The sequence below is a fragment of the Ignavibacteria bacterium genome, assembly GCA_025612375.1.
Classification (GTDB): Bacteria; Bacteroidota; Ignavibacteria; order Ignavibacteriales; family SURF-24; genus JAAXKN01.
On sequence record JAAXKN010000001.1, the window covers coordinates 82,827 to 95,132 of the forward strand.

Sequence of the window (12,306 nt, forward strand, 5' to 3'; positions counted from 1 at the left end):
TTATAGTCAAAGCACTTCTTGCAATTGGCTCAAATCTTATTGTTTTGGGCGATCTTTGATGGCCTGATCTTTGATTTATGTTCATATAAAAGTATAAGGACTTTAATTTTATAAGGATTTAATACCATGCGCCCGATTCTTCTTAACCTCCCTCAGGCCGGCAGAAGAGGAAGTGCCGGTGGAACTATGGGAGTTTCCTCCGGAGCATCCAGCTCAACTAACTCCCCGTTTTCGAGCCTGAGCGGGAACTTGATTCCCTGCACTGAATGACGCGAGGCGCACAGATTAATGAAGAATATTTCACTGGAAAGATAAATTTTCTTATTGTACTCTATTGTCTCCGCCGCATTGTTTGCAGCGGGCCTGGAAACAGAGAAAAGGAAGTTGCAGTCGCGTGCAAGAGCTATGCTTTCGCTTAAGTTTACAGCCGAGTCATCTTTTTCCCTTACGGCCGTGCGGTTAAGCTGTGTGAGGGCTATAATGCAGACGTTAAGTTCAGCGGCAAGGCTTTTCAGCATTCTTGACAGGTAGGCTACTTCCTCTTCCCTTGAACGCAAAATCCGGGAAACATTAATGAGGTTTACATAGTCTATAAATACGCACTTTACACCGCAGCTTATGACCCAGCTCCTCATTCTGGACTTCACCTCTTCATCGTTCATGGATCCTGTATGGATATAAATTGATGCATCTTTTAACACTTCAGGAGCCTCCCTGAGTCTTTCCATCTCGGTTTTTGTAAGCATCTGCGGCTGCCTCAGGTGCCCGAAGGGTATGTGCAGTTTTGCGCTCAGGATCTTTTGTATAAACTCATCTTCTGTTACTTCCAGGCTCATGTAGCCCACTTTGTACCCTGAATTCAGTGCCAGGTCGCACGCCATCTCAAGTGCCAGGGTGGTTTTACCCACCTTCCATGCGCCCGCAATTACCATCAGGTTCTGCAGCTTGAGCCCGTTTGTGGCTATGTTGAAGTGATGGAGCTTCCTGAACCTTAAAGAATTATTCTCCAGCGGCGCTAGGGTTTCTTCCTCAAGGCGGCTTAAATATCCCGGCACGATTTCTGCGAGTGTCATATCGGTGTAAAAGTTGTCCCTGAGGCTAACAAGCTCTTCGAGGCGGCCGGTCAGGTTCTGAGCCTCATCAAGGCCTTTTCCTGTTTCAATGGCCCTGCCCACTAAGGCCGGCGTAATGCTGCTCAGTTCAAGTGCGATATGGCAATCCATGAGCTCCTGGCACTGGAATATGAGCGCAGGCTCGTCCGGTATGAAGTCTGTTTTCAGATAATCATTTATCACGATTCCGTTCTGCCTGAACGAGGCTTCAAGCATTGCATCCGTCAGGCTGCCCGCATTATAGAGCTCTTTTATGAGGCTGTATACTACCCTTTCATTGCCGCTGAAACATCGTAAAGGAAGCCTCTGCAAAACTATGTAAGTCAGTGCAGGATCATAAATAATACAGCTAAGGACGAAGACTTCAAGCTGCTTTTTTTTAGATTTGAGGCATGTCTTATCCATGAGATTTACTCCTTTTGATGTTAAATGATTTGGTAATTCTCAGTAGAGCCGAACGGTTCATTGTAGTTATTCGGGTATGATCTATTGACGCCGCTGTAAGATGATCTCATTTCTCTTAAGAGCCAGTTCCTTATAAAGCTTTCGTAATCGCGCCTGGGAGCCTTTTGGTTCCTTATATATTCGTCCATGTTATAGAAGTGAGCGCGTAATCCATCCTCGGAAAACCTGAGGGAAAGTTTCTCAGTAAGCTTTTCTTTCAGTGCGCAGGTTACATAAAAGTTGTCCCCCCTGTAAAATATTGTTTCCTTTTCCAGAGGCAGAAATTCAGCGGAATACCGCCTGGGGCTGCCTGAAATTTTGTCCCCTGATTTTTCCTCTTTTAGACTGCCTGCCTCTGAAGAAGATGCTTCCGGGTCTTCTTTTTTCTTTAATCTATATTCATTTATATTTCCTTTGTTTCCCAATTGAGGACTCTGGGCGTTTCCCAGTTGAACACTCTGATGTGTCCCAAATGGGGACTGTTTCCCTTTTGGGGACTCTTTTTCCATGGGAACGATGGAATCCTTTTCAGCGACTTTTGCCTGAGGCTTTCCGCGCGACTTATACTTATGGAATCTTATCCATGTCCTATAGTCCTTATTTACAGACAGCACCCTTCCTTTATGGCCGGCTGCGGCCTCCTCCAGGACAAAGATTATATTGGCTTCAATAAGCTTTTCAAGCGCCTGTGCGGCCCTTGGGAATGTTGAACCTATATCCCTGGCAATAAACCTCACGGCCAGTTCATGCGAGTCCCTATGGTAACCCAGTGTATGCCTCATAACTGATAAAAGCACCCTTAACTGCAGGCCGGAAATCTCAAGCCTGTAACTTTCCTCGAACATGCACGTGCATACCTGTAAAAAAGGCTCTTTCGTCCTCTGTTCCATGGCTAGTCCTTTCCCTTAATATTAACCAAAGACTCTTTGCGCCTGCGCATTGTGAAATAACGCGTAAGGCGCTTTATATGACGGGTAAGCAAAAGAGGGTACCTCAAGCCGCTTCCGGGCACACCGGGCGGAAAATTACGGCAGGTGAACTCGTGGTGCCTGTTAATGATCAGATACAACTCATGGAGATACTTAAGAACCGGCAGAAAAGAATCCCGGGGTATTTTCTCCCGCAGCAGTTCAGAAACTGCATAAGGGTTTATGTTCTCCGACTTATATACCAGAACTGAAACTGCCTCTGCGACAGTCCTGTTCAAAGGAGCCTGAAAATCCCTTTTATAAAGAGCAAGCAGGCAATTCAGCATTGCCTCATTGGGGGTTTCGGGACTGAAGAAGACGCAGAGCAGTTTTTTCTCAGCATTCATGACCATTCCTCCGGCAATTTGTATAATCCAGACTAAAGGTGCGGGAACACTAATGCTAAATGTCATTCCCGGGCTGAGGGGTCCAGCCCCGGATAATACTTCCAGCGCTGCAGGATCCGAAAAAGAGAACAGATTTCAGTAGATTTGATGCAAATGGGGATTCCCTTAATAATGTACAACTATTATAATATACATAATAGTTTCCTAAATGCAAGTTTTACTAGTCACAATCCGGCCGCATTTTTACATTTTTTGCACATTTACGCCATAAATTGCGCTAATTTTACAAAAGGTAAGATTTTATTATTGCAGTTAAGTATACTTTAAGCCTGTTTTTAAAGGATAATTTCGCAGATATATAAGGCAAGCATCCCGCTTCAGAAAGGAACTTTTCAGCAGGATCTTATAAATATTACTCTTTTACCCTGCTGTTCCTTCACTATGAATTTACATTTCCCGAGTACTCTTCTGGAAGCATAATTGTCCTCCATTGTCTGTGCAGTTACCATTTTAACGCCGCTCTGTTTTAAGGCCCACTCAGTAATTGCAGATGCCATTTCGGTGGCAATTGATCTTCCCTGGAATTCGTCCAGAACTGAATAACCGATCTCCACCATTCCATTTTTATCCGGCGCCCCCTTAAAGCCAACGGAGCCTACAAGCACATTTTCTGCAGACTCCCCTTTCTCAAGCAATGCGTACCAGAAGTACCAGCATTCATCTCCCGGATTCTTATCGAGCTGTTCAATAAACCAGGGGATTGCATCTATAAGTGTTTCAGGCGGCCAGCTCTCAGGAATATATGCATTCAGCAAAGAAGACAGCCTCGTCCTGTCCCCCGCTTCGGCCCTAAGCATCTCTCCTGTTGCCGGGATAAGTATAAGTCTTGGTGTTTTAATCATCCCACTCCTGCTCTTCTTCTGAAAAATGGGCTTAAACTATTCCGGAAAATTATTTTAATTTTGCGTGGAATGCCAGCGTTTTCTGAATCATTTAATATTTCCCATTATATGTTGCGCTGGCATGAAAGGCTCAACTGCTTAAATATTTCATTCACAGTTGATACTCTTTGTGATTGAAGTATTTGACCAATTTACACGCACATCTGCCTTTATGGCATCATGAGGCTTGCGTTTTTCAAGTACTTAGTGCATTTTAAAATCCACAAATAATATCTAATTACGAATACAAAGTTTAATCATGAAAAATATTTTCAGCTACATCGTTCTTTTTTTTGTATTATTCCAGCATTCCGCTTATAGCCAAAATATTGACATTACAAAATGGGTAAATTGGAATAAGTACGCAGCTTCTAATGATAATTTAGATCTCCCTGCTGCCGGGGAAAAGCGGGTAGTTTTTTTAGGTAATTCAATAACTGAATCCTGGGCTATTATAGACAGCAGCTTTTTTAAGGTAAACGGTTATCTCGACAGAGGTATAAGCGGGCAAACTTCTTCGCAGATGCTTATCCGTTTCAGACAGGACGTAATTGACCTGAAACCGGCCCTGGTTGTTATTCTGGCGGGCACAAATGACATTGCAGAAAACGCAGGCCCTATTGCATTAAAGTATGTCTTCGGAAATATTGTTTCTATGGTCCAGCTGGCCCAGGCAAATAACATAAAAATAATTCTCTCGTCGGTCTTACCGGTTTATCAATTTCCATGGCGCAAAGAATTGCAACCGGCAGAAGATATAATAAAGCTGAACTCAATGATTAAGTCTTATTGCAATGAAAATAACATTCCTTATGTGGATTATTATCCACTGCTGGTTGATGAAAGCAAGGGACTGGATGCTAAATATTCGAAAGACGGTGTGCACCCGAACTATGACGGTTATAAAATAATGGAGGATCTGGTACTGGGAGCCATAAAGAAGGTGCTTGAGTAAAAGTAAACATTCTGCCCGGCACTATTGAAAAACGAGTTGCGCAGGGACCCCGGGGGGAAAACAGGATTAAGACTACCAAAGGATGATTCAATCATTCAATAAATTCTTCTCATTTTCAATTATTCACGGAGAAACAATGAAACTCAAGGCTTTTATTCTGACGGCAGTTCTTTTATCATCAGGCTTTAATTTCGCGCAGGAATGCTATGTAAGGCTCCATGCCGGATATGGAATCGGGATCTCAACCCAAACTGATTACGACTACTTTTCTAATGAAACTGCCCCAAACGTCTCCAATTATTCCTATAAGACAAAGGATTATTCTTTCGGCCAGGGAGCCTATTTCAGTGCCGGATTCGGATACTTTGCAAATCAGAATATTGGCCTTGACCTGGAACTCCAGTACCTGGACGGTTCAAGCTATCCTTTACATAGAGAATATAACTTTCTGGATGGCCAAAAACTTGTTTATGATTATAAGAACTATGGCACTGCCTTTATGATCAATCCCTCTATGGTACTGAGGACACAATTGAAGAGTTTCAAACCATATCTGAAGCTAGGTCCCGTTTTCAGTTTTGGAACTATAAACAGCAACGTATCAGGTATTAATATAAACAGTGAAAATTACAGAAGTGCTTTTTCAAATGAGACGCAGTACAGCGGAGGTTCAATGCTGGGACTGAATGCCGCCGTCGGCACTTCATACGAAGTTTATAGCAGTATCGACCTTTTTGTTGAAATCAGCAGCAAAAATTTGTCTTACGCCCCCAAGGAAGCGGAAATGAAAAAATATCAGGTAAATGGAATAGATTATCTGACGAAATTATCTGTCTCATCAAAGAAAATGAATTTTGTGGAGAATTGGGACTCAAGTGCATCACAGGATCCAAACAGCCCCGCACAACAGCGTAAGCAATATTTCCCTTTCAGCAGTCTTGCTTTCTCTGTGGGTGTTTCATTTACCCTATAATGCTGATTTCTCTCTATACCTGTAACATGTTTGATAATCAGGAATAACTTTATGAAAACGCTTTGCATCTCAATTCTGATCTCTGTATTGTCTCTTTCATCAATTTCATCTGCCCAGACCTTTCAGGCCGGCCTTAGACTTAACAGCGAACAGATGAATACAGGTCCCGAAAAATTCATAAGATCCAGCCCCATCTTTTCTTCTTTTTACGTTACCGGTACAGCCTTTATGGAGATGGACATTGCCTTTGAGGCCCGGCTGGGCTATAACTGGGAGGACCGCTATAACGGCATTGAGGCAGGAATATTTTCAAAGTACTACTATAAAGACCTCTATGCCATTGGCGGAGTAGCTTATCACCACGTAAATGATAAGGAGTTTTCTGACGGCATTCACGGGAACTACTTCACGCAGAAAGCGGACCTCTTTATGCCTGCCCTGGGATTAGGGTTTAACCCCGGAAGGCATTTCGCGCTTGAACTGATGCTTCAGCACGGGTTAAATCAAAAGATCGGGTACCGTATAAATCAGGCTATTGTAATTAACGACCATTATCACCCTTTATCAGAAGTGTTCCCGGACGTAAACCTGAAATGGATTTTGAAATTCGGAATGAGTTATTGTTTCAGCCTTTGAGATTCAGCATGTATAGCTTCTTTTTGTGATCTATAGCACAATGTGGAGCTGTTTTCAAATCAGCCCCGTTTTTGAAGTAATTTCAAGGTTTTTTAATCCGGTAAGGAGTTCCTTTGATTAAAAAAAGCCCCGTGGAAGGCCTGGCCGGGCCCTTCCCAGGGCTTCACATTTTAAGACAGCCCGTTAAATCTTCGCTTTGTACTTGCGGTTCTTCGGTCAAATTATTTGTTTATATTTGGGTGCAAATAAATATAACCTTCCACCAGGCTAACAAGAACTCTGCGGCCGCATGGATAATTATACTGAAAGTCATGGTAATGACTGGAACTATTTAGAAAGGGTTGTAATGATGAAATAATAAATATGAGAGGACGTTATGAAAAAGCTATGTTTATTTGTTCTGATCCTTGCCTCTTCCTATTCCTTCTGCCAGGATACAAACTGGGTGACATACAACACTAAAAACTCAAAGCTGCCCTCGGATAAGATCAACTCCGTGGCAGTTGATTCTTTTGGCGTTAAATGGGTCTCGGCCGACAAAGGCCTCGTTAAAATTGCCGGGAAGGACTGGACGCTCTACGACAAATCAAATTCTGCCGTAACATGCCTCTACCCGGGCAAAATTACAATCGAGGGTAAGGATACTATCTGGCTATCCACATTCTGCGCGGGACTTATAAGGTTCGACGGCAAAAACTGGAAAGTTTATAACAGCTCCAACTCTCCCCTGCCGGGGGATAAATGGGTAACCGACGTTGCAATAGATCCCCACGGGAATAAATGGATTGGAACCGGCACCGGCGGGGCGGCCAAGTTTGACGGCAAAAACTGGACTGTCTATAACACTTCAAACTCCAAGATCCCCAGCAATCACGTAAACTGTGTTGCCTACCACAGCATGATGGGCCTTACGGTCTTCGGCACGGACAGCGGCGTTGCAATGTATGACGGGACCAACTGGATGATCAACAATAAGGACAACTCCCCCCTGCCGGGCAATGATGTTCAGACGATAACTATCGACAAAAAAGGAGTCCTCTGGGTGGGCACCAAGGGACAGGGATTTGTAGCCCATGCAGGCACAACGTGCGATATTTATAATATTTATAACTCGGGACTGAAAAGTAACTTTGTAAGTATAATTTTCATAGACAAAAATGATCAGAAGTGGATTGGGACAGAAACCGGAGGCCTGCATAAATTCCTTGCCCCCGACTGGAGCGTCTACGACACTTCCAATTCAGGCATCGCAAGCGATTCCATTACGGCAATTACTGCTGATACAAGCGGGGCTATATGGGTCGGAACAATTAACAAGGGTCTTTCAGTTTATTATCCGCCTCTGTCGGATGTAGAAGACGGCCCGGGCACGGGAAGCATCCGTTCATATTCACTTTCGCAGAATTATCCCAATCCTTTTAACCCTTCGACCAGGATCACTTACGCAATTCCGCAGGAAGAATTTGTTAGCCTTAAAATTTACAATGTTCTGGGAAGCGAAGTGGCCACCATGGTAAATGAAGTTAAAAGGGCCGGCAGTCATTCGGTGGAGTTTAACGCATCGAAGCTTCCGAGCGGAGTGTACATTTACACAATAAAGGCAGGAAAGTTCATGGATTCCAGGAAGCTATTGCTCCTGAAATAGTCCTTTAATGCATTTTTATTAGTGTACCGCGAGATTATTTACCCCGGAGGCAGCCTGTTAAAACTGTTTCCGGGGTTTTCCATTTTAAATGGGCATATTTCCCGGCCAGAAAAATCAAAAAATTCTTGCACACATGAATAATATGCGGTATTTTTCGATATTAAAATATCGATATATAAATATCAATAAAATACGAGCATGTTTTAATGGATTCCTTCCCGGAAAATGCCGAAAGGCCTGACACTATAATCAGAATGCCGACCGTACGCCGCCTGCCCAGGTATTTAAGGCTGTTAAACCAGCTTAAATCAGAGGGCAGAGAATTTGTTTCCTCAGACAGAATTGCGCAGGAGCTGGATCTTAAACCAATTGTGGTGCGCAAGGATCTGGGTTTTACAGGCATTTGCGGCAAGCCCCGCATAGGCTACAGCGTTGAGCATTTAATTATTTCAATTGAGAATGTCATTACTTTCAAGGGGAAAGACATAGCATTTTTAGCCGGGGTTGGAAATCTGGGTTCAGCGCTATTGGGTTACAATGGTTTTGGGAAGTATGGATTAAACATTGCAGCCGCATTCGATCCTGATAAAGAAAAAGTAAATAAGACAGTCCACGATAAAAATATCTATCCGCTTGAAATGCTTCCGGAACTGGCCTCACGCCTGCATCCGCATATAGGAATACTGTGCGTACCTGAAGAATCGGCACAGGAAGTAACGGATATAATGGTCTCCTGCGGAATTAAGGGGATCTGGAATTTCTCAAGCAAGGAACTAAAAGTCCCCTCTGATGTAGTTCTTCAGAATGAAGATCTGGCAGCAGGGCTTGCAGTTTTGTCCATTTCAATTGACAGGAAATCAAAGGCTCCGGTGAAATAATATGGCAATTGACACAGAAAAGAAAAAAGTATGCATATGCATGGGAAGTTCCTGTTTTGCACGGGGAAATGATAAGAACCTTGGGATAATTGAAGAATGCATTTCGAATTACAGGCTGCAGGAGAAAGTTGAGCTTTCCGGCAGCAGGTGCGAGGGAAGGTGCTGTAAAGGGCCCAACATTCTAATAGATGGAGTTATTCACAACCAGGTTGAATCGGGCTGCCTGCTTGACCTTTTGGATCAGATGTTAAAGAAAGGATACTCAGATAATAATCAGTAACATTAAAATTTCATGCTTTTTCAGATTTGGATGAATAATCTTAAGCAAGCAGGAGACAAGGTATGGATCACAGCCATCCTATATACACCGAAATTGTAGAGTGCCAGGACTGTTATAAATGCGTGCGGGGCTGCCTTTCGAAGGCGATCCGCGTTCAGGACGGGCACGCCAGCATAATAAAAGAACTGTGCACAGCCTGCGGACATTGTGTGGCAATATGTCCGGCCAAGGCAAAGAAGGTAAGAAATGACGTAAAGCGGGCAGAGAATCTTCTGCAGAGAAAAGCCAAAGTTATTGCCTCAGTTGCACCTTCCTGGGCCGCAGAATTTCCGGATATGGATTCATCAGTCCTGATCAGCGCCATAAAGGCGCTCGGCTTCTACGGCGTCAGTGAAACCGCTCTGGGTGCACAGGAAGTCTCGGCACGCCTGATTGATGATCTTAACGCATCAAAAGCCGCATTATCTATTTCATCGGCATGCCCGGCTGTAGTGGAGTACATAAGTAAGTACATGCCGGCTTACAAAAAAAACGTTACCGCAATTACATCTCCCCTTCTTGCCCATACGAGGATTTTAAGGAAAGAATACGGCAATGATATCGGCATAGTATTCTTCGGACCGTGCACGGCAAAAAAGCTTGAGGCCGACCGCAATAAGGATATGCTGGATCTGGCGCTGACGTTTCATGAACTGAAGGAATGGCTTTCAGCAAAAGAAATTAAACTGCCGGCTAGCCCTGAAAACTCCGGCGAGAGTTTTATTCCCTGGCCTGCCCATGAAGGAAGCGTTTACCCGATTGAAGGAGGAATGAATGAAACTCTTACGGGCTGGCTTGACAGAAATAAAACAGAAACCTTTTCCGTAAGCGGGCTGGACGGGTTAAGATATTACCTTGAGAATTTTGAGAGCAGCAGCCTGGATAAAAATATATTCCTGGAAGCACTTGCCTGCAAGGGGGGCTGTATCAACGGGCCGTGCAGATCGGAGGCAAGCACAGGGTTAAATGACAGGCTGCAGGTCAGAAAGAGGGTAATTTATCCTGAGAAAAACCAAAAGAGGACCCCCTGCGTCAGTACGGATCTTCCCCTGCCCTACTTGCTGCCTGCAAAACAGGATTCATCTTCAAAAAGTGAACTCACTCTGGCGCTGGCTAAAATCGGCAAGACTTCCCCTTCCGACGAGCTGAATTGCGGAGGCTGCGGCTACGATACGTGCCGGCTCTTTGCAGAGGCTTTGATCAACAAAAAGGCTGAGACAGCCATGTGTGCCTCTTTCATGAAAAAGCAGGCACAGAAAAAGGCAAATGCGCTTTTAAGGTGCATGCCCTCGGCTGCAGTCATAATAGATTCCGGTTTAAGGGTAATTGAATGCAACAGGCATTTTGCCGAAATGTTCGGCGAGGAGACTCTGCAGATATACAAGGTGCTTTCAACATTAAACGGTGTATACATTGAGAAGATACTGCCGTTTGCAAATTTATTTAAGACCGCACTCAGGACGGGAGATGACATTTCAAGAGAGAACTTCAAGTCGGATGGCAAGCTTCTCAACATCAGCATATTCACCATTGAGCCGCAGCAGACCGTAGGCGCAATAATACAGGATGCAACGAGCATAGAGGCAAAGCGTGAGGCCATTGCAAGTAAGGCAAATGAAGTGCTCAGAAAAAATCTGAATACTGTTCAGGGCATTGCCAAGCTTCTGGGTGAACACATGGCTGATACCGAAATTATTTTAAGATCCATTGCCAAAGGCTTTACGAATGACGAAGCGCAGCCGGTACTAATAAAGCAGCAGGGGTCTCAGGAGAAATGAAAGACCAGCAGATGTTTGTAGATATCGATTATGCCCAGGAAAAGAAGTCCGGTGAAGAGATCTGCGGCGATTCATTTGCCGTAAAGCAGTTCCGGGAGGGGCACAGGCGCATTGCTGTACTTTCAGACGGGCTTGGAAGCGGTGTAAAAGCCAATATTTTGTCGTGCATGACCGCGGAAATGGCAATTCGTTTTATTGCAAATGAAATGGATATTATTGAATCCATAAAGATTATTATGGACGTGCTGCCGGTGTGCGAGGTGCGCAAGATCAGTTACTCGACCCTGACAGTTGTTGATACGCAGCTCTACGGTGAGACCAGAATAATTGAGATGGGTAACCCGCAGTTTATTCACCTTCGGGGAGACAAAATTATTCCCTCTGAATTCAAACTCTATACTGCTGCCGGCTGGCAGAACAGGACCATACGAATTTCGGAGGTGAATGTGGAGCCGGAAGACAGGATAATAATTTTCTCTGACGGAGTAACTCAGGCAGGACTTGGCAGCAGGAATATTCCAATGGGATGGCGTGAAAAAGGATGCAGGGACTTCATTGTTTCTCTGGTTTCAAAAAATCCTTTTATTTCCGCCGCAAGGCTTTCCGAAGAGATAATCCTTAAGGCAAGGCATTGCGAGCCCGATGCGCAGGCACATGACGACATGACCTGTTCTGTTCTTTATTACCGCCGTCCCAGAAAGACTATTGTAATGACCGGTCCCCCTTTCCACCCTGAAAAGGATTCAGACTACGCACAGAAGCTAATTCAGTATAACGGGAAAAAAGTAATCTGCGGGGGCACTACTGCAAATATTATTTCAAGGGAGTTAAATCTGCCCGTAGAAACTTCCATAAAAAGACAGGGGGATCTGCCCGCAGCCTCCAAGATGTCCGGTATCGATCTTGTAACGGAAGGCATCCTTACGCTTACAAGAACATACCAGCTCTTAAAGGACAGGGACAACTGGCAGGATGAGACCGCGGCGGCTGATCTGGTAAAACTGTTAAAGGAAAGCGACATAATCGACTTTTACGTCGGGACTCGCATCAATGAGGCGCATCAGGACCCCTCGCTTCCAAGGGAGCTTGAGATCCGAAGGAACATAATAAAAAAGATTAAGGCCATACTGGAAGAAGAGTACGTAAAGGAGATCCACCTGTTCTATATTTAACTGCAATCTTAATGCCCATTTGGGGCTTATTTCCTGGAAAGGTCCCTAATGCAAAGTTTTTCTCAGGGCGCGGGAACATAATATGTTCATAATGCGTCTAAAGATGTAAAGTTTCTCTTAATTTGTTTATTTATATGC

Annotated in this window: 12 protein-coding genes; 8 read left to right on the forward strand and 4 right to left on the reverse strand. The window is 44.3% G+C overall.

Annotation, left to right across the window (positions count from 1 at the left end):
• Positions 1 to 152: 152 nt before the first annotated feature.
• From HF312_00360 to HF312_00375, 4 genes are all read right to left on the reverse strand, one after another.
• Complete coding sequence (locus HF312_00360; GenBank protein ID MCU7518634.1) at positions 153 to 1,517, reverse strand: AAA family ATPase; 1,365 nt, start codon at positions 1,515 to 1,517, stop codon at positions 153 to 155.
• Positions 1,518 to 1,537: 20 nt separating this feature from the next.
• Entirely contained in the window at positions 1,538 to 2,446 is a 909-nt protein-coding gene (locus tag HF312_00365; protein ID MCU7518635.1) for a replication protein, read from the reverse strand.
• A 2-nt stretch (positions 2,447 to 2,448) separates the two neighbouring features.
• On the reverse strand, positions 2,449 to 2,871 hold the full coding sequence (locus HF312_00370) for a hypothetical protein (protein ID MCU7518636.1): 423 nt from the start codon (positions 2,869 to 2,871) through the stop codon (positions 2,449 to 2,451).
• 392 nt (positions 2,872 to 3,263) lie between these two features.
• Complete coding sequence (locus HF312_00375; protein ID MCU7518637.1) at positions 3,264 to 3,773, reverse strand: GNAT family N-acetyltransferase; 510 nt, start codon at positions 3,771 to 3,773, stop codon at positions 3,264 to 3,266.
• 298 nt (positions 3,774 to 4,071) lie between these two features.
• Between HF312_00375 and HF312_00380 the strand changes: the two genes are divergently transcribed.
• The 8 genes from HF312_00380 (at position 4,072) to HF312_00415 (ending at position 12,168) form a co-directional block, all read left to right on the forward strand.
• Positions 4,072 to 4,767, forward strand: a complete 696-nt coding sequence (locus tag HF312_00380) for an acylhydrolase (protein ID MCU7518638.1) — start codon at positions 4,072 to 4,074, stop codon at positions 4,765 to 4,767.
• Positions 4,768 to 4,903: 136 nt separating this feature from the next.
• Positions 4,904 to 5,740 (forward strand): hypothetical protein, encoded by an 837-nt coding sequence (locus HF312_00385; GenBank protein ID MCU7518639.1) that lies wholly within the window; start codon positions 4,904 to 4,906, stop codon positions 5,738 to 5,740.
• Between the two features lie 51 nt (positions 5,741 to 5,791).
• Positions 5,792 to 6,376, forward strand: coding sequence for a hypothetical protein (locus HF312_00390; GenBank protein ID MCU7518640.1), 585 nt, complete (start codon positions 5,792 to 5,794; stop codon positions 6,374 to 6,376).
• 376 nt (positions 6,377 to 6,752) lie between these two features.
• The gene (locus HF312_00395) at positions 6,753 to 8,021 is read left to right on the forward strand and encodes a T9SS type A sorting domain-containing protein (GenBank protein MCU7518641.1); all 1,269 of its coding nucleotides are present in this window, start codon (positions 6,753 to 6,755) and stop codon (positions 8,019 to 8,021) included.
• A 206-nt stretch (positions 8,022 to 8,227) separates the two neighbouring features.
• Positions 8,228 to 8,899 (forward strand): redox-sensing transcriptional repressor Rex, encoded by a 672-nt coding sequence (locus HF312_00400; GenBank protein ID MCU7518642.1) that lies wholly within the window; start codon positions 8,228 to 8,230, stop codon positions 8,897 to 8,899.
• 1 nt (position 8,900) lies between these two features.
• Positions 8,901 to 9,179 (forward strand): (2Fe-2S) ferredoxin domain-containing protein, encoded by a 279-nt coding sequence (locus HF312_00405; protein MCU7518643.1) that lies wholly within the window; start codon positions 8,901 to 8,903, stop codon positions 9,177 to 9,179.
• 62 nt (positions 9,180 to 9,241) lie between these two features.
• A complete protein-coding gene (locus HF312_00410; protein MCU7518644.1) occupies positions 9,242 to 10,996 on the forward strand; it encodes a PAS domain-containing protein in 1,755 nt (584 codons plus the stop codon).
• The gene (locus HF312_00415) at positions 10,993 to 12,168 is read left to right on the forward strand and encodes a SpoIIE family protein phosphatase (GenBank protein MCU7518645.1); all 1,176 of its coding nucleotides are present in this window, start codon (positions 10,993 to 10,995) and stop codon (positions 12,166 to 12,168) included. The genes HF312_00410 and HF312_00415 overlap by 4 nt, the downstream gene beginning before the upstream one ends.
• Positions 12,169 to 12,306: the final 138 nt, after the last annotated feature.

What these genes read in the sequence shown, in the direction of transcription:
- HF312_00360 (MCU7518634.1), bottom strand. Translation starts at nt 1,517, where the DNA reads ATGGATAAGACATGCCTCAAATCTAAAAAAAAGCAGCTTGAAGTCTTC.
- HF312_00365 (MCU7518635.1), bottom strand. Translation starts at nt 2,446, where the DNA reads ATGGAACAGAGGACGAAAGAGCCTTTTTTACAGGTATGCACGTGCATG.
- HF312_00370 (MCU7518636.1), bottom strand. Translation starts at nt 2,871, where the DNA reads ATGAATGCTGAGAAAAAACTGCTCTGCGTCTTCTTCAGTCCCGAAACC.
- HF312_00375 (MCU7518637.1), bottom strand. Translation starts at nt 3,773, where the DNA reads ATGATTAAAACACCAAGACTTATACTTATCCCGGCAACAGGAGAGATG.
- HF312_00380 (MCU7518638.1), top strand. Translation starts at nt 4,072, where the DNA reads ATGAAAAATATTTTCAGCTACATCGTTCTTTTTTTTGTATTATTCCAG.
- HF312_00385 (MCU7518639.1), top strand. Translation starts at nt 4,904, where the DNA reads ATGAAACTCAAGGCTTTTATTCTGACGGCAGTTCTTTTATCATCAGGC.
- HF312_00390 (MCU7518640.1), top strand. Translation starts at nt 5,792, where the DNA reads ATGAAAACGCTTTGCATCTCAATTCTGATCTCTGTATTGTCTCTTTCA.
- HF312_00395 (MCU7518641.1), top strand. Translation starts at nt 6,753, where the DNA reads ATGAAAAAGCTATGTTTATTTGTTCTGATCCTTGCCTCTTCCTATTCC.
- HF312_00400 (MCU7518642.1), top strand. Translation starts at nt 8,228, where the DNA reads ATGGATTCCTTCCCGGAAAATGCCGAAAGGCCTGACACTATAATCAGA.
- HF312_00405 (MCU7518643.1), top strand. Translation starts at nt 8,901, where the DNA reads ATGGCAATTGACACAGAAAAGAAAAAAGTATGCATATGCATGGGAAGT.
- HF312_00410 (MCU7518644.1), top strand. Translation starts at nt 9,242, where the DNA reads ATGGATCACAGCCATCCTATATACACCGAAATTGTAGAGTGCCAGGAC.
- HF312_00415 (MCU7518645.1), top strand. Translation starts at nt 10,993, where the DNA reads ATGAAAGACCAGCAGATGTTTGTAGATATCGATTATGCCCAGGAAAAG.